General features: G+C 36.1%; 16 protein-coding genes. 14 read left to right on the forward strand and 2 right to left on the reverse strand.

Annotated elements, in window-relative coordinates:
• Together COE25_RS31095 and COE25_RS27295 are read left to right on the forward strand one after the other, a co-directional pair.
• Positions 1 to 214 (forward strand): hypothetical protein (locus tag COE25_RS31095; protein ID WP_218964345.1); only part of this gene is annotated, 214 nt, incomplete at its 5' end.
• Positions 215 to 437: 223 nt separating this feature from the next.
• A complete protein-coding gene (locus COE25_RS27295; protein ID WP_088087742.1) occupies positions 438 to 1,796 on the forward strand; it encodes an arsenic transporter in 1,359 nt (452 codons plus the stop codon).
• Positions 1,797 to 1,816: 20 nt separating this feature from the next.
• Here COE25_RS27295 and COE25_RS27300 read toward each other — a convergent pair whose 3' ends face one another.
• Both COE25_RS27300 and COE25_RS27305 read right to left on the reverse strand, forming a co-directional pair.
• Positions 1,817 to 2,422, reverse strand: a complete 606-nt coding sequence (locus COE25_RS27300) for a VanZ family protein (RefSeq protein ID WP_098934884.1) — start codon at positions 2,420 to 2,422, stop codon at positions 1,817 to 1,819.
• The gene (locus COE25_RS27305) at positions 2,423 to 3,778 is read right to left on the reverse strand and encodes a D-serine ammonia-lyase (protein ID WP_373605384.1); all 1,356 of its coding nucleotides are present in this window, start codon (positions 3,776 to 3,778) and stop codon (positions 2,423 to 2,425) included.
• Between the two features lie 213 nt (positions 3,779 to 3,991).
• Here COE25_RS27305 and COE25_RS27310 point away from each other — a divergent pair, with 213 nt between their 5' ends.
• The 12 genes from COE25_RS27310 to tuaG all read left to right on the forward strand — a co-directional run bounded on the left by COE25_RS27310 (position 3,992) and on the right by tuaG (position 16,311).
• Positions 3,992 to 4,741, forward strand: a complete 750-nt coding sequence (locus COE25_RS27310) for a hypothetical protein (protein WP_142292175.1) — start codon at positions 3,992 to 3,994, stop codon at positions 4,739 to 4,741.
• A gap of 149 nt (positions 4,742 to 4,890) precedes the next feature.
• Positions 4,891 to 5,631 (forward strand): type I methionyl aminopeptidase, encoded by a 741-nt coding sequence (gene map / locus COE25_RS27315; protein WP_088087739.1) that lies wholly within the window; start codon positions 4,891 to 4,893, stop codon positions 5,629 to 5,631.
• 95 nt (positions 5,632 to 5,726) lie between these two features.
• Positions 5,727 to 6,140, forward strand: a complete 414-nt coding sequence (locus COE25_RS27320) for a MerR family transcriptional regulator (RefSeq protein ID WP_098934885.1) — start codon at positions 5,727 to 5,729, stop codon at positions 6,138 to 6,140.
• Positions 6,141 to 6,229: 89 nt separating this feature from the next.
• Complete coding sequence (locus COE25_RS27325; RefSeq protein ID WP_088087737.1) at positions 6,230 to 7,540, forward strand: hemolysin family protein; 1,311 nt, start codon at positions 6,230 to 6,232, stop codon at positions 7,538 to 7,540.
• 296 nt (positions 7,541 to 7,836) lie between these two features.
• Positions 7,837 to 8,496: a sugar transferase gene (locus COE25_RS27330; RefSeq protein ID WP_098934886.1), complete on the forward strand. Its 660-nt coding sequence runs from the start codon at positions 7,837 to 7,839 to the stop codon at positions 8,494 to 8,496.
• 18 nt (positions 8,497 to 8,514) lie between these two features.
• Positions 8,515 to 9,975 (forward strand): teichuronic acid biosynthesis protein TuaB, encoded by a 1,461-nt coding sequence (tuaB, locus tag COE25_RS27335; RefSeq protein ID WP_098934887.1) that lies wholly within the window; start codon positions 8,515 to 8,517, stop codon positions 9,973 to 9,975.
• Complete coding sequence (gene tuaC / locus COE25_RS27340; protein WP_088087734.1) at positions 9,975 to 11,168, forward strand: teichuronic acid biosynthesis protein TuaC; 1,194 nt, start codon at positions 9,975 to 9,977, stop codon at positions 11,166 to 11,168. The genes tuaB and tuaC overlap by 1 nt, the downstream gene beginning before the upstream one ends.
• Before the next feature lie 40 nt (positions 11,169 to 11,208).
• On the forward strand, positions 11,209 to 12,543 hold the full coding sequence (gene tuaD / locus COE25_RS27345; RefSeq protein WP_088087733.1) for a UDP-glucose 6-dehydrogenase TuaD: 1,335 nt from the start codon (positions 11,209 to 11,211) through the stop codon (positions 12,541 to 12,543).
• Positions 12,544 to 12,554: 11 nt separating this feature from the next.
• A complete protein-coding gene (locus COE25_RS27350) occupies positions 12,555 to 13,499 on the forward strand; it encodes an NAD-dependent epimerase/dehydratase family protein (protein WP_088087732.1) in 945 nt (314 codons plus the stop codon).
• A 24-nt stretch (positions 13,500 to 13,523) separates the two neighbouring features.
• A complete protein-coding gene (tuaE, locus tag COE25_RS27355) occupies positions 13,524 to 14,840 on the forward strand; it encodes a teichuronic acid biosynthesis protein TuaE (RefSeq protein ID WP_098934888.1) in 1,317 nt (438 codons plus the stop codon).
• 14 nt (positions 14,841 to 14,854) lie between these two features.
• Entirely contained in the window at positions 14,855 to 15,541 is a 687-nt protein-coding gene (locus COE25_RS27360; RefSeq protein ID WP_098934889.1) for a hypothetical protein, read from the forward strand.
• An 11-nt stretch (positions 15,542 to 15,552) separates the two neighbouring features.
• Positions 15,553 to 16,311, forward strand: a complete 759-nt coding sequence (gene tuaG, locus COE25_RS27365) for a teichuronic acid biosynthesis protein TuaG (protein WP_098934890.1) — start codon at positions 15,553 to 15,555, stop codon at positions 16,309 to 16,311.
• The last annotated feature ends 6 nt before the right edge of the window (positions 16,312 to 16,317 follow it).

The following is a 16,317-nucleotide window of genomic DNA, read 5'->3' on the forward strand; positions in this document are numbered from 1 at the left end:
GGCAGCTCAGGCAGCTCAGGTAGCTCAGGCAGCTCAGGCAGCTCAGGCAGTGGAAGTCACGGTAGCAGTGGCAGCTCAGGCAGCAAAGGAAGCAGCGGTAGTAGCGGAAGCCACGGTAGCCATGGTAAAAAAGGTCCAAAAGGAAAAAAACACTAACAGTAGCAACCGATACTTTCAAAAGTATCGGTTTTTTTGTTCATTTCTTGTTACATAAACCTATTAAGATGCATGTGTGGCATTCGTCTATATATAAAAATATAGGTAAAAATCTAGGAGGATTTTTGAAAATACTTCTAGTTACATGCTGATTTATGAAAAGACGAGACATTCGTTTAGAACAAGCCTTCACATTGGGACGTAATATAAAGCAAAGGACAAGAAGGAAATAAACGGAAAATAATGAAGGAAACTTATGTGAAGGGAGTAAATTAATTTATATGTATCATCAATCGACGGTAATCATTACCATCCTTGCTTTTATTCTAACAATGGTCCTGATCTTTATCCGTCCAAAAAATATGAACGAAGCAATCCCAGCAGCAATAGGCGCCATTATTGTTTTTGTAAGTGGAAGCGTTTCGATTGGGGATTTAGTTGACATAAGTTCAAAGGTTACAGGGGCAGCAATTACCATTATCGCCACAATCGTTATGGCTATCGTACTTGAAAGCTTTGGTTTTTTTAGCTGGACCGCTGCTTTAATGTTAAAAATATCAAAAGGGTCAGGAATTCGCTTATTTTGGAATACCTTGATACTCTGCTTTTTAATGACACTATTTTTTAATAACGATGGAAGTATCTTAATTACTACACCAATTCTGATCTTAATTTTAAATAATTTAAAATTAAAAAACAGGCAAAAGATACCGTTTCTCTTAAGCGGTGCGTTAATCGCGACTGCTTCAAGTGCTCCAATAGGTGTTAGTAACATCGTTAATCTAATAGCCTTGAAAATAATAGGAATGGATTTGTATCTCCAAACGGAAATGATGTTTGTTCCTGGGGTTCTGGGATTACTATTTTTATCCTATCTATTATTCCTAGTTTTTAAGAAAGATATTCCGAAAGAAATCCGCTTCCATTCCTACTCCATTCCACTGCATAAAAACCGTCCATATCATCCCTTACAACAAGGCTCTGAAACTTTATTCAATCAACAAAAGAAACTCATGCTCAATATGCTCATCTTTGTATTCCTTGTACGGATTAGTCTTTTCGTCGCATCCTTTATTGGCATCTCAGTCTCGTTGGTAGCTGTGTGTGGTTCGGTTATCTTACTTATATGGAGATGGATTCACTTAAAGGTAAATCCAAAAGATGTAGTCGGCAAAATTCCGTGGCATATCTTAATATTCGCCTTTAGTATGTATGTCATCATCTATGGTTTACACAATATTGGATTATCGAATCTTCTTATAAGCTATCTAAAACCAATCGTTAATGATAGTCTGATTCATGCTAGTTTAACCATGGGTGTCATAACAGCATTTCTTTCAAATATCTTTAACAACCATCCAGCCTTAATGATTTCAACCTTAGCCTTGACGGATATGGGACTAGAACCCTTATTAACGAAAACCGTTTACTTATCAAACATCATTGGCAGTGATATTGGGTCGCTGATCCTCCCAATCGGAACTCTTGCAACACTACTTTGGATGCATATTTTAAAGACTAATAAGATTAAAATAACTTGGATGGAATATATTAAAGTGACCATTGTTGTCATACCTCTAACACTAATTTTCACGCTAATTAGCTTGTATTTATGGCTATTACTCGTATTTGCAGCTTGATAATAAAAGATAAAAAGGACTCATCTATCGATGGGTCCTTTAGTATTCGGGATATTCACTACTTGTTGAACCAAAGGAAAGAGAACGCAGCCAAGATAAATTCCAAGTAAATTTAAAATCAAATCGTCTATGTCCAAGCTCCCGCGATGGGAAACAAATTGAAAAACCTCAATGCAAGCAATGATCAGTGAAGCAATAAATATTGCCTTCCATTGAGAGAAACGTTTAAACCTAAGGAATAGGCCGTAGGGGATGAACAAACCAATATTAGCAGCCAAATTATAAAAGGAAATTAACCAGTTTACCTTTCCTGACAAATAAAATGCAACTGTGGAAAAGGGGACAAGATTCATTGAGTTATAGCTTTGCTCGTTCGGTCGGAAAAATAACAAAATCACAAGTGCAACCGAGTAGAGAGTTAACCCTACCAAAAACAGTGGGTAGGGAAGATTGATTGTTTCTTTCCGGATAAATAAAACCAACCCTATGACCAACCAAACAATACATAACAGGACCACTACTAAAACGATTGGGTGTAAATATGAAACTAGTCGAATAAAAACAGGTGAAAAAAGAATAAATATAACAAAAGAAATCATCGTTGAAATAAATAATGTTTTTCTCAATTATTTTGATCCTTTTTGATAATATTCTGCCATCATTTCTGCAGGAACCATGCTTCCGCCAGTTGCCCAAACGATATGTGCAGCATTGCTCATTTTATCCAATAAATTATGGTCTCGTAAGTAATCAATTCCCTCTCTAAATAAGAAAACCGGTCCAATCATGCCTGCGAGTGCAGAAGGCTCTAAATGAATTTCTTCAGTATCGACAAGATCCTTGAGCAATTTGTATAATTGTTCGTCGCATATTGTATAACTTCCACTTAAGAAGGGTTCAATTATTTTGCCGACAAATCCCGAGGGTCTACCGACAGCAAGTCCATCTGCATCTGTCACATTATCAATCCCAACATCTTGGACAGATATTTGATCATGTAATCCCGTCATTATTCCGAGTAACATACAAGGAGAATGGGTGGGTTCAGCAAAGAAACAGTGTATGTTATCTTTAAACAATTGCTTCAATCCAAATGCTACGCCTCCGGGACCACCGCCAACCCCACATGGCAGGTAAACGAATAAAGGATGATTTTCATCGACAGTGTACTCTAATTGTTCTAACTGCTTCTTTAAGCGGGAAGCGGCCACCGCGTATCCTAGGAATAAATCACTTGAATTTTCATCATCCACGAAATAACATCTAGGATCTGCTTTTGCTTGGATTCGTCCTTGCTCGACAGCTTTGCTGTAATCGGCTTCATATTCAATTACCTGCACATTTTTGCTGCGAAGCAAGTCCTTTTTCCATTGTTTTGCGTCCGCGGACATATGAACTGTTACCTTAAACCCTAATTTAGCACTGATGATACCAATACTTAGCCCTAAATTTCCAGTAGAACCGACGGCAATAGAATAAAGGGAAAAGAAGGATCGGAATTTTTCACTTGCTAGAATCGAATAATCATCTTGGATGGTAAGCAATTGATGTGAAAGAGCCAATTCTTCTGCATGTTTGAGTATTTCATAAATACCGCCTCGCGCTTTAATTGATCCAGAGATTGGCAGGTGACTATCACACTTTAGTAATAAATCACCTAAGATAGGCTGTCCGTAATCCTGGGCTAATTTTTGCTGCATAGATGGTATGCTCACTAATGGAGATTCAATGATCCCATTAGCTGCTTTTGTTTCCGGGAAAACCTTAGCGAGATAGGGAGCAAAACGATTTAATCTTTCTTCAGCATCTTTAATCTCCTCTAAAGTCAGCGGAGATTTTTCGATTCCTCGCTGAGAATTTTCAAGGGTAGGATTCACCCAAAATACTTCATCTAATGATTTGAGTTTTTCTAATAATGGGAGTTTTTTGCTATCGAGCCATGTTTGTATTTCTTTGTTAATCATGTTCTTCATGTTCTTCATTAGGATACCTCTGTCTTTTTGGAATATAATAAAGCTCTTTTTTAGAATATATAAATTTTATCACAAGAATATTTTTCTACGTTATTAATTGTATAGTAGTCGCTTGTCTTTAACACTTGTTTTGTTCTTGCATATGATTTAAATAAAAGGCATGTGAGGGACATGTATTTAGTTGGCTTTTACTCTCCAAAAGCAAAATCAGGTGTAACTGAATTGTCTTTATCCATTTATAATTGGCTTAAATTAAATACAAATATAGCTGCAGCATTCATTTCTTACGGGACTTTAGAAAAAGAAGAGACTTCAAATGAGCTCATCCACGAATTTTCGAAATTAACTTTAATCGAACAAAAACGAAAAGTGAAGTTAATGAAAAACGAGTATGATATCATTATTTATGATGCATCAAGTCAACTTTCCGAGGGAGTCTTAAAGCTTTTACCGATTGTTGACCGGCTATTTGTTGTGGGTGAAGAACATACTGATTTTGCCGTTAAACTGCAAAAAATTATTCAATTTGATAAAATTTTTGATAAAAGCGTCAAAAATTTTATTACACATTTACGAGGTAGTAAAACGTTTATTATTCGTGAAAATAAGGAAGATCGTGTGATTGGATTCAACTTCTCAAAAAATGAAACAAATACTATTGGTCAGATGGTGTATACAGACTATGTAACACGGTATATAGAAGAGAAATTCATTGAAAAAAATATTAAAATATTTAAGAAGATCTTACGTATACCTAAGAAGGACTTATATAAAGGCTTACATGAATTAGGTATTGATTTTGAAAAAGCACTGCTATTTCATGAATATGTTTTTCTCCGGGAAGCGTTAGGTCAAGAATACCAAGAAGCACTAGAAAACCTCTTTCCACTTTTAATTAATTCCACCTACAAAGAAATTTTTGAAAAATTTCTAAATGAAATAAATTTTATCAAAAAAGTAAAATTATTATGATGGATAAAAAACAGTGTTACATTGGGTAACTCTGTTTTTTGTTGTTTTAAACTTCATGAAATTATTATGCTTGGATTTTATCTGAGGATAAATGTACAATCTAATAGGTGAACGTTTATTAAGATAAAATAATTTAGGTGGGAAAAAGCATGATTGCAAAGACGGAAGAGGATTTTAATGGATTGAAAGAAATTGGCAGAATCGTTGCCGGGATTCGCGATGAATTAGTGCAACGAGCGGTACCTGGGGTAACTACTAAAGAGCTCGATGATATAGCTGGTCAGTTATTTGAGAAGGAGGGTGCCATTTCTGCTCCAAAGGGGGAGTACGATTTTCCCGGGTTTACGTGTATTAGTGTCAACGAAGAAGTGGCTCATGGAATTCCTAGTGATCGAGTGATTCAAGAAGGAGATCTTGTTAATATAGATGTTTCTGGTTCCAAGAACGGTTATTTTGCAGACACAGGCGTCTCGATTGTCGTTGGAAAAGGTGAGGAAATCTTATTGAAAATTTGCGACGTTGCAAAAGAGGCATTTGAAGCTGGTCTTAAAAAAGCAAAACCAGGTTCCAAAATAAACGGGATGGGTAAAGTCGTTTTCCAAACGGCTAGAAATCATGGATTAACCGTGATTAAAAATCTTACAGGACACGGTATTGGACGAACCATCCATGAAAAACCTGAATATATTTATAATTATAATGAAACCTCTGACAATGGATTGCTTAGAGAAGGCATGGTTATTGCATTTGAACCATTTATCTCCACCCATGATGAAGAAGTATTTCAACTAGAGGACGGCTGGACCTTTGTTACAGAAAGAAGCTTTGTCGCTCAGTACGAACATACACTTATCATAACTAAAAACGGACCAGTCATATTAACACGATGATATCCATAGATCAAACCGGAACGTTGACTGTACGGTTTGATCTATGGTATATTTAATTTAACATTTAACTGGGAAGGGGTGAGTAATTTGGGGAGTTGTATCGAATTGGTGAAATAGCAAAATTAAAGAATATTTCCAAACGGACAATTGATTATTACACCCAAATAGGCTTACTTAACCCTATTCGGACGGATTCTAATTATCGATTGTACAATGAGGAGTGTCTTCAAATTTTAAATATGGTTGAACATTATAAAAATTTGAATATGCCCCTTGAGGAAATAAAGTCTTCCATTGAATTGATTAAGTCAGACAATACAATTGATAAACAAAAAGTAGAAAAACATGTTGAACAGATTGCTAGTATTATGCAGCATCTGAAAGAAGAAATAAATGTCATGGAACCTATTCTTCAAAAATTAAACAACCAGCAAAAAGAATCACTTGTTAATAAATTATCATCAGAAGGCGTTACATTGGCTCAAACATTATTATTATTGTTTAGCTAAGTTTTAATTTATTATTTTGATAGAAAATAATTAATCTCGTAAAAAAACAGGAGGTGTATTCCTTACTTATCTATTAAGTAAGGAGACCATTGATAATTAGTAATCTACTAATAATAGCAATTTTAATTGCATTTACAGCATTTTTTGTAGCATATGAATTTGCTATTGTTAAAATCCGCGGTACACGTATTGATCAGCTCGTTAGCGAAGGGAACAAGAACGCGATCGCGGCAAAAACGATTGTTACTAATCTTGATGAATATTTATCTGCATGTCAATTAGGAATTACCGTTACAGCTTTAGGGCTTGGGTGGTTAGGAGAACCAACGGTGGAACTTATCCTTCATCCGTTGTTAAGTTACTTTAACATGCCAGAATCTATATCAGGTATTACTTCATTTATACTAGCGTTTGCATCAGTAACTTTTATTCACGTAGTTGTTGGGGAGCTTGCACCAAAGACGTTTGCCATACAAAAAGCGGAACAGGTCACTTTGATTTTTGCACGACCGATGATTCTCTTTTATAAAATAATGTATCCATTTATTAAAGCACTAAATGGTTCTGCTCGTTTCATTGTCGGAATTTTTGGACTGAAACCTGCATCAGAACATGAAGTAGCACACTCAGAGGAAGAACTTCAATTAATCATTTCCGAAAGCTATAAGAGCGGGGAGATTAATCAATCTGAATATAAATATGTGAACAATATTTTCGAATTTGATGATCGAAACGCCAATGAAATTATGGTACCGCGCACTGAAATTATTGCTTTTGATATCTCACAATCTTTAAATGAATGTCTTCAAATCGTGACGGAAGAAAATTATACAAGGTATCCGGTCATCGATGGTGAGAAGGATAACATCGTTGGTATGGTAAATATGAAAGAGGTTTTTACCGAATATATTAAAGGCAAAAATGTTGAAACATCGATTCAAGAGTATGTTCGCCCAGTTATCCAGGTTATTGAATCGATCCCAATCCATGATTTGCTCCTGAAAATGCAAAAAGACCGTGTTCATATGGCCATCTTAATGGATGAATATGGCGGTACAGCAGGATTAGTCACTGTCGAAGATATTTTAGAAGAAATTGTTGGTGAAATCCGTGATGAGTTTGATGCGGATGAAGTCCCTGAAATTAATAAAATTAGTGAAAATAAAACCATCGTTGAGGGTAAAGTCCTTATTGATGAAATTAATGATTTATTCGGTTTAGACCTTGACGATTCAGATATGGATACCATCGGTGGATGGATCTTATCAGAAAAAATGGATGTCGTCGAAGGCGATAAAGTTAGATATGATGATTATGAATTTAAAGTGCTTGAAATCGATGGCTACCATATTAAATCATTAGAAATTTTAAAAATTGCCAAGCAAGAATCGATTGCTTAAACTAACTCCCTCTTGTCTAGATAAGAGGGAGTTTTTTTGTAACCCTATAAGAATCTAAGAAACTGACACAAAAAGGAAAAGTCCAAATCCTTATTGTGTCAGTTTTTTTCATTATATCGTTATATCTGCCTATACTTTGTAAAAATCTTTACAAAGTATTTAGAAACTTAATAAATATTCTAAATATTTTACAAACTCTTCACCAGTACTCAACAGCAACTTCAAGTTTTGTACCTATACTTTACGTATGGATTAGCAAAACACTTTATTAATAAATCTTATGGGGTGGTACATTTGTGAGTACTGAAAAAAGCTACAATATCTACCAAGATTATTTGACGGTCCCAGCCTCAAATCTCACTTTATCAAAGAATGTGGAACATTACCTCTATTTAAAAAGAGTGTATGATATTTTTCTTGCAGCCACTGGGTTTCTTATCGCACTGCCAATCGTTGTTATATTTGCTGCCCTCATCGTCCTTGAAACACCAGGTTCACCATTTTATGTTCAGGAGAGGATGGGGAAGAATGGAAAACGTTTCAAGATGGTAAAGTTACGATCCATGAGGAATGATGCTGAAAAAGAGGGGGCCAAGTGGGCAGTGGTAAATGACCCTCGTATAACAAAAGTTGGGGCTTTTATACGAAAAACGCGCATTGATGAGCTTCCTCAATTGATATCGGTTTTAAAAGGAGATATGTCAATTGTTGGTCCAAGGCCCGAAAGACCTGTTTTTACAGCACAATTTAATAAAGAGATAAAAGGTTTTGAAAATCGTTTGCTTGTTAAACCAGGCCTAACAGGACTTGCCCAGGTTAGTGGGGGTTATGATATTTCTCCAAGAGAAAAACTTAAATATGACTTGTTGTACATACAAAATCTAACATTCTCTCTTGAACTAAAGATTATTTTGAAGACATTTAAAGTCATTTTCACAGGAGATGGAGCACGATAAAAAAGGCAGGGAATGTATATGTCAGACATCAGAAACCAACTACATAAAGGAGTAAAGTGGACTGGAATTTCTACACTTATGATTTCAGCTATTCAAATCATCCAGTTTGCATTACTTGGAAAACTAATGAGTATATCCGAATTTGGGCTAGTTGGAATGATTACAACCATAGTTGTGTTTGCTCAAATAGTGCTAGATTTAGGCTTTGGTTCAGCCGTGATTCAAAAAGAAAAGGTTTCATCTCGTGTGTTGTCAACTCTGTTTTGGCTCAATGTGGGGGTTGGTTTGGGCTTGTTTGTTCTCTTATTTCTATGTAGCCCACTGATTGCGATGTATTTTCAACGAAGTGAATTAAGCGAGCTGATTCGTATATTGGCGCTGATGTTTTTAATCGCTCCAATCGGTCAGCAATGCCAATATTTGTTGCAAAAAGAATTACGTTTTAATTTGCTGGGGGCAATTGAAGTGGGGACTACGTTGATCTCCTTTTTAACATTGGTTATTCTCATGTTTACAATTCGTCCGATTTATGCATTTGTCATTTCACAAGTTGTCCTGAATTCGTTAAAAGGCATTCTTTATTATATTAGTTATCAAAAGAAATGGCGTCCATCTTTGGTATTTGATATGTCAGAATGCAAAGAATACATGACATTCGGGGCATTCCAATTAGCGTCACGGTTAGTTAATCGAATTGGCTCCAATCTTGATGTTATATTAATTGGCCGATTTATGGGTGCTGAGGCACTTGGTATTTATAATCTTGCCTATCAAATCGTAACCATTCCGGTATTAAAGATCAATCCGATTATTACAAGAGTAGCTTTTCCGGTTTTTTCGAAAAGTCATCAAAATCAAGTTGAATTAACTGATGGATTCTTACACATGACAAGGCTTTTAAGTCTAGTTTCTTTTCCCATCTTGATGGGTTTGACTGCGGTGTCAAATGTTTTAATCCAAACTATTTTTGGACAGAAGTGGCTGGAAGCTGTTCCTGTTTTGCAAATTATGGCAGTCGTAGGCATTCTAAGGGTTTTAATGAATCCAAATGGATCTGTAATTTTAGCAAAAGGAAAAGCCAATCTTGCATTTTATTGGGATGCCTGCGTTCTTATTTTCTATGGTGTTTCTTTATGGCTAGCGGTCATGACGAATAAATTGGAAATTGTAGCTTGGACCTATGCAGGGGTAAGCCTGGTGAATTTCTTAGTGGGGAGATGGTTCTTAAACTGGTTGATACAGCTGCGTTTTCGGCAATACCTGAAAACCATTTCTATTCCATTCCTATTATCTTTGCTCATAACAGCAATCGCCTTTTGTATGAAAGAAATTTCTGTCTTTTATTTTTCTCAAACCAGCATTTGGCCACTTATTTTTTCGGTGGGCGTAAGTGCGGTCGTCTATATTTTGCTTTTGTATAAGATGTATCCCCATTTTTTCTTGAGTATCGTAAAAAAACAAATAAGAGGGCAATCCTAATGAAGATTTTATGGATTACAAGTGTATATCCTAGTGACGAAAAACCTGGTCTTGGTGTATTTCATGAGACTCAGGTTCAAGCATTGATACGACTAGGAGTGGAGGTTACAGTGATTTGTCCTGTACCGCGGAATCCCGTTTTGATCAGATACGCGCGAAAGAAATATCGGGCTAATCAGGGTATTCCTTTTCAGTATCTCCGAAAAGGAGTGACGGTCTATCGCCCGTCCTATTTAGCTCTTCCTGGCCAACTAAGATGGGCCCAGCCAGATAAACGAATTGCAGCTTCCATATTAAAAACAATGTCGGATTATCAGATAGAGGCCGATTTAATTCACGCACATTTTGCCATGCCGTCTGGAGGGGCAACGAGAATTGTTGCTGAACAAAAAAAGCTGCCCTGGGTACTAACGTTACATGGTAGTGATGTAAATATTTATCCCAATTTTAGTGCTAGTGCAAAAAAAGCATTCAAACAAACTGTACAGGCGGCAAATCAAGTAATAGCAGTGGGTGAGAGTCTTAAAAAGAGGGCAAAAGAATTAGCAGGTAGGGATAGTATAGTTCTCCCCATAGGGATTGATCTATCAAAATTTCAACAAACAACCGAAACCAAAACTCAACTAAGAAGACGTCTTAACCTTCCAGAATACAAGAAGATTGTTGTTTTTGTAGGAAGGTTAACAAAAGCAAAAGGTGTTTTTGAACTCGCTCATTCACTTGGATGGCTTTCTAATGATGTAGCTCTTGTGTTTGTTGGAGATGGGCCCGCTAAAGAAAAATTACTTCAGCATTCTGATTTTAATAGCAGATTGTACTTAACAGGGCAGGTTGAAAATGAAAGTGTAAAAGATTATTTGTTTGCTAGTGATGTATTGGCCCTCCCGTCTTACACAGAAGGGATGCCAACTGTAGTCATTGAAGCATTAGCCTTGAAAACACCAGTGATATGTACAGCAGTAGGAGGTGTTCCGGATTTATTTGGGGAGCATTGTCCACTTTTAATAAAAAGTAAGTCGGTATCAAGCCTAGTAAATCGTATAAACGATATCCTAAGTAGGAATCTATATACTCCTGAGGTTCAGGATCAACTGTATGAAAATATACAAAAAAACTATCATGCCGATCACAATGGAGCATTGCTAAATGATGTCTATACACGGACGATAGAATCTATTTATGTAACTAAATAGTCTTTTCTTCAAGTAAAAATCATCAGGAGGATTGATAAAGATGAAAAAAATTGCTGTCATTGGAACTGGATATGTTGGTCTCGTATCAGGCACATGTTTTGCTGAATCAGGAAACCAAGTTACTTGCTGTGATATTGATCAACTGAAAATAAATGACCTCATACGGGGGATCATGCCTATTTATGAGCCTGGATTAAAAGAGCTGGTCCACAAAAATGTACGGAAGGGAACGCTAAATTTTAGCGCTAATATAAGTCAAGAGATTCGAGATGCTGAGGTAATTTTTATTGCAGTTGGTACCCCAATGACATCATCAGGCAAAGCGGACTTAACCTATGTAAAACAAGTCGCTAAATCCATTGGTGAAAATTTAAATAATTACAAGGTGATTGTCACAAAAAGTACGGTACCCGTTGGAACTGGAAAATTAATTGAAACTATTGTTCATGAATTCAACAAGGAAAAACAACCTTTTGATGTTGTTTCAAATCCTGAATTTTTAAGAGAAGGGACAGCTATTCAGGATACGATGAATATGGAGCGTGCAGTAATTGGGGCCAAAAGCGAAAAAGCTTTTCAAATAATTTCGGAAATACATCAACCGTTTACAGCAAATATTGTGAAAGCCTCTTTAGAAACGGCGGAAATAATTAAATATGCTGCCAATGCTTTTTTGGCTACTAAGATTTCATTTATCAATGATATAGCTAATATTTGCGAACGTGTCGGTGCTGACGTAACAAAAGTATCCACTGGAATTGGCTTAGATAGCCGGATTGGTAATAAATTTTTACAGGCAGGCGTTGGATTTGGCGGTTCCTGTTTCCCAAAAGATACCGCTGCACTTCTGCATATTGCCGAGGATTGTGGATACGATTTTAAATTAATCAAAGCGGTTATTGAAACAAACGAAGGGCAAAGGGTGCAATTAGTGAATAAATTGTTACTTAAATTAGGTTCTTTGAAAGGGAAAACAATAAGTGTTCTTGGATTAGCGTTTAAGCCTGATACAGATGATATTAGGTCTTCTCCAGCAATGGATATTATTCCTTACTTAACAGAGCAGGGTGCGATCGTTAAGGCATATGATCCAATCGCGATTGTAGAAGCAAAAAAACAGATCGGTTACCAGTGCATCTATTCAGAAGATATATATGAAACTATCAATGATTCAGATGCGTGTATGATCTTAACAGACTGGATGGACGTAAAAAAATTGGATTTACCATTAGTCAAACAATTAATGAAGCAGCCTCTGATTGTTGATGGGCGGAATCTCTTTGATTTAGAGATGATGAAAGGTCTTGGATTTACGTACCTTTCGATTGGGAGACCAGCTATTCAATCGGAATCAGTCATATCAAAGGTAATATAGGAGGGTTTTTGATGAGTAAAGTGATTGTCACAGGCGGCGCAGGGTTTATTGGCTCCCATATAGTAGAGGAATTGCTTCGAAAAGATTTCAAAGTTTCGGTTATTGATAATTTTTCAACTGGTCGAAGAGAAAACATCGAGCATTTACCTATTGAAGTCATTAATTACGACATTACCGATCCAAGTGTTATTGAATTAATTGTTTCCCTATGTCCAGATTATATTATCCATCAAGCCGCACAAGTAAGTGTGGCAGAGTCTGTCAGGGACATTCTATTTGATGAAAAAGTAAATATTAGGGGATCTCTTCACATTATTAAAGCTGCGATTAAATCAAAGGTGAAAAGAGTTGTTTTTGCTTCATCCGCAGCTGTATATGGAAACCCTATGGAATTGCCTCTGACGATCGCTCACCCAACGCAGCCTGAGTCACCATATGGTCTTACAAAGTTATCAGTTGAAAATTATTTGAAAATGTCGAGTAAACTGTATCAACTGCCATATAGTATTTTGCGCTACAGCAATGTATATGGTCCAAGACAAGACTCAAAGGGTGAAGGTGGAGTAGTAGCTATTTTTTCAAATCAACTTACTGAGAATAGAGCACCCGTTATATATGGAGATGGAGAGCAAACGAGGGATTTTATTTTTGTTAAAGATGTGGCATCTGCAAATGTAAAGGCGCTTAATGCAAAGGAAAATATTAATGTCCATGTGTCATCAGGATCATGCATTTCCATCAATGAATTGTTCGAAACGATGAAAGAAGCTACTGGTTCGAATTTATCTCCAATCTATAAACAGGAGCGTTCAGGCGATATACGTCATAGTATTCTTGCCAATGAAGAAACAAAAACAATACTGAATTGGGAGCCCTCTATGACACTATTCGAAGGATTACAAGAGACTCTCCAGTTCTCAAACAAAGCTTATCAATTGCAGCTAGTAAATAGTTAATGTGAAAAAGGAGAAGGAAGTTTGATGCAAAGTAATCCACTAGTTAAACAGGCAACAGATGTATCAGCTTGCGTTATGTACATTTTTGTCATGACAACTTTTCTGAATCAATCGGTTTTACACATTCATATTGGATTTTTTAGTTTATTTTTGTATCGCTTGTTCCTGATAGCTGCGGTTATGCTCTTTATCTTTCAAGCTATGAAGGAAAAGAATCTTCCGCAATATTGGAATGAGGTACATATAAAAGGTGTTCTCTTTTTTCTATTGTTTTGGATGGCCTATGGAGCGGTTTCACTACTATGGGCAAAGTCCATAATAGAAGGCATTAAGTCATTAATTCTTTTGGGTATGGGAATATCGTTTGTTTTTCTGGCAGTTTTTACTTTCAGGAAAATGATCAATTTGGTTCTGTTTTATGGAATTTGGATGTTTATGACAGCCATTTTATTGGTGATTGGATTAATAAATCATTTTGCACACATCCAGCTGCCTACATCAACTTTATACGGAGGCTCTGAGTATAAGTTGTCATATCCAACATCTGTTTTCTTTAATCAAAATGATTTTGCCACGTTTCTTACCATATCATTCTTTTTTTATCTATCTTTAACAAAAAATAGTAAACTAGTATTTTTGAAAACAACAAGTTGTATACTTTCGATTTTATGCGTGTATTTGATCTATTTGACGGAATCACGCGCTAGTTTGCTTGGAGTCATGATCGGCATAATCGTTTATATGTTTATCCTTCTTCCGAGATTTTTAAAGAAAGTGGCAGCCATTATCGGTTCAACAGTTTTCCTATTTTGTGTAATCGTATTTTTCGGCAGGTTTATCAATATGTTTGAGCGTTTGTTTAGCGCTGCAACCTTTTATCCAAGTAATGAACTGCTTCCATCTAATTTAGCGAGATTAAATTTACTGAGAAATACCCTTCACTTTTCATTAGAAACATTTGGATTTGGGGTTGGTGCTGGCAATATCCCATTCTATTTAAAAAACGAGTCCATCTATGCAACAAATCATGTGGTAGAAGTGCATAATTGGCTGGCCGAAATAATGGGTAATTTTGGAGTAATAATTTTGCTTGGTTATGTAACCATGTATGCTTATCTTTTCGTAAGTCTCTATAAATTTTATAAAGAATGTACCAACCGGAACCATAAAGGGTTACTTGAAGCGTGTATGATGGGCTCTATTGGATTTCTAGTTTCAAGTATCAGTCCAAGTTCCGTTAGTAACTTATATTTTCATTGGGTATTTCTTGGATTAGTTATTTCTATTGTTTCGGTATTGACAGGCAAGAAAAATCAACACAATGTGGAAAATTCCTATTAAGGAGCAAGGTTCAAATGGGACAAATGATTCAAGCTTTAAAAGACAGAATGAACAAATACATCCTAATAATATTAGCAACAACCGTTTTGCTTGGTGTGATGGGGTGGTGGCTGCCGGTAGGAAAAGAGGAATCAAGTTATACAGTAGAAGCATCCCTTACCCTTGGAAACTACAAATACCCAGAGTTAAATAATCCTAAAAGTGTCATTATTTTGTTAACTAGCGCCCGGTTTTATAAAGAACATTTTGCGGATCTATGGGAAGAAAAGTATGACGAAATAAGGACGAAATTAAATGTAACAGCAGGAACGGATAACATGATAACACTTTCGTATTCCGATCATTCGAAAGAAAGCGCTGCTAAGGTTCTTAACGAAATCATAAGCGCCTTTATGGCCAATGACCAAGCTAAGTTCCAACAAAAACAGAAAATCATTCAGGAATCTATTGAATCATTAAACAATGAAAAAGTAGGTCCAGAGGCATTAGTAGATCAGCGATTCTTATATGAACAGAAGACAGCTCTAGATGAAATTAAACCGGCTTTATTACTAAAAAAAGCAGATGAAAATGCAAGTAATACTGAAAATAGAGCCTTCAACTCAAAAGAGAGAGCGGTTTTAGGGGTGTTATTGGGCGTAACACTAGGCTTTTTCTGGATAGTTTTCCCCGTAATTTTCCGGGAAGGGTCATATGAATAGGAGGTTTTTTTATGGGTCCACAGCAGCCACTGATCTCAATTATAACACCTTCATATAATGCCAATTTGTTTATAGAACATACAATTGATTCAGTTCGAAAGCAAACCTTTCAAAACTGGGAAATGGTTATTGTAGATGATTGTTCTACTGACGATACACCAGATAAATTAAAATTCTATGAAAAAATAGATGAAAGAATACATGTTATTTATTTAAATCAGAATGGTGGGGCTGCTGTTGCAAGAAACATTGCTTTGCAGCATGCAAAGGGCAGATTTGTAGCATTTCTTGATAGTGATGATTGCTGGAAACCAGAAAAATTGGAAAAACAGCTTAATTTTATGCTAACAAACGATTATGCTTTTACGTTTACAGGCTACGAATTTGTATCAAATGAAGGAGTACAATTGAACAAACGGATAGGAGCTCCCAAGCAGGTTTCGTACAATGATATGTTAAAGAATACTATAATAGGATGTTTGACAGTAATGATAGATCGAAGCATTGTCGGTCAAATTCAAATGCCTAACATACGAACACGACAGGATTTAGCCACCTGGCTTGCCATTTTAAAAAAGGGCATTATTGCATACGGGTTAAATGAAAATTTGGCCGAGTACCGGATAGGAAATCCTTCCATTTCGAGAAACAAGTGGAAAGCTGCAAAAATGAATTGGTTTGTGTATCGCAAGGTTGAAAAGCTAAACCTTATAAAAGCATTTTGGTGTTTTTCTCATTATGCCTTGCATGCGGTTGTTAAAAGGATCTAGAAAGGG

Origin of the sequence: Bacillus sp. AFS031507 (assembly GCF_002584635.1) — a bacterium.
Classification (GTDB): Bacteria; Bacillota; Bacilli; order Bacillales; family Cytobacillaceae; genus Neobacillus.

Bases quoted from the DNA above. Each gene is read 5' to 3' on its own strand.
- tuaE (WP_098934888.1), top strand. From the start codon at position 13,524: ATGCAAAGTAATCCACTAGTTAAACAGGCAACAGATGTATCAGCTTGC.
- COE25_RS27360 (WP_098934889.1), top strand. From the start codon at position 14,855: ATGGGACAAATGATTCAAGCTTTAAAAGACAGAATGAACAAATACATC.
- map (WP_088087739.1), top strand. From the start codon at position 4,891: ATGATTGCAAAGACGGAAGAGGATTTTAATGGATTGAAAGAAATTGGC.
- tuaB (WP_098934887.1), top strand. From the start codon at position 8,515: ATGTCAGACATCAGAAACCAACTACATAAAGGAGTAAAGTGGACTGGA.
- tuaG (WP_098934890.1), top strand. From the start codon at position 15,553: ATGGGTCCACAGCAGCCACTGATCTCAATTATAACACCTTCATATAAT.
- tuaC (WP_088087734.1), top strand. From the start codon at position 9,975: ATGAAGATTTTATGGATTACAAGTGTATATCCTAGTGACGAAAAACCT.
- tuaD (WP_088087733.1), top strand. From the start codon at position 11,209: ATGAAAAAAATTGCTGTCATTGGAACTGGATATGTTGGTCTCGTATCA.
- COE25_RS27350 (WP_088087732.1), top strand. From the start codon at position 12,555: ATGAGTAAAGTGATTGTCACAGGCGGCGCAGGGTTTATTGGCTCCCAT.
- COE25_RS27295 (WP_088087742.1), top strand. From the start codon at position 438: ATGTATCATCAATCGACGGTAATCATTACCATCCTTGCTTTTATTCTA.
- COE25_RS27305 (WP_373605384.1), bottom strand. From the start codon at position 3,778: ATGAAGAACATGAAGAACATGATTAACAAAGAAATACAAACATGGCTC.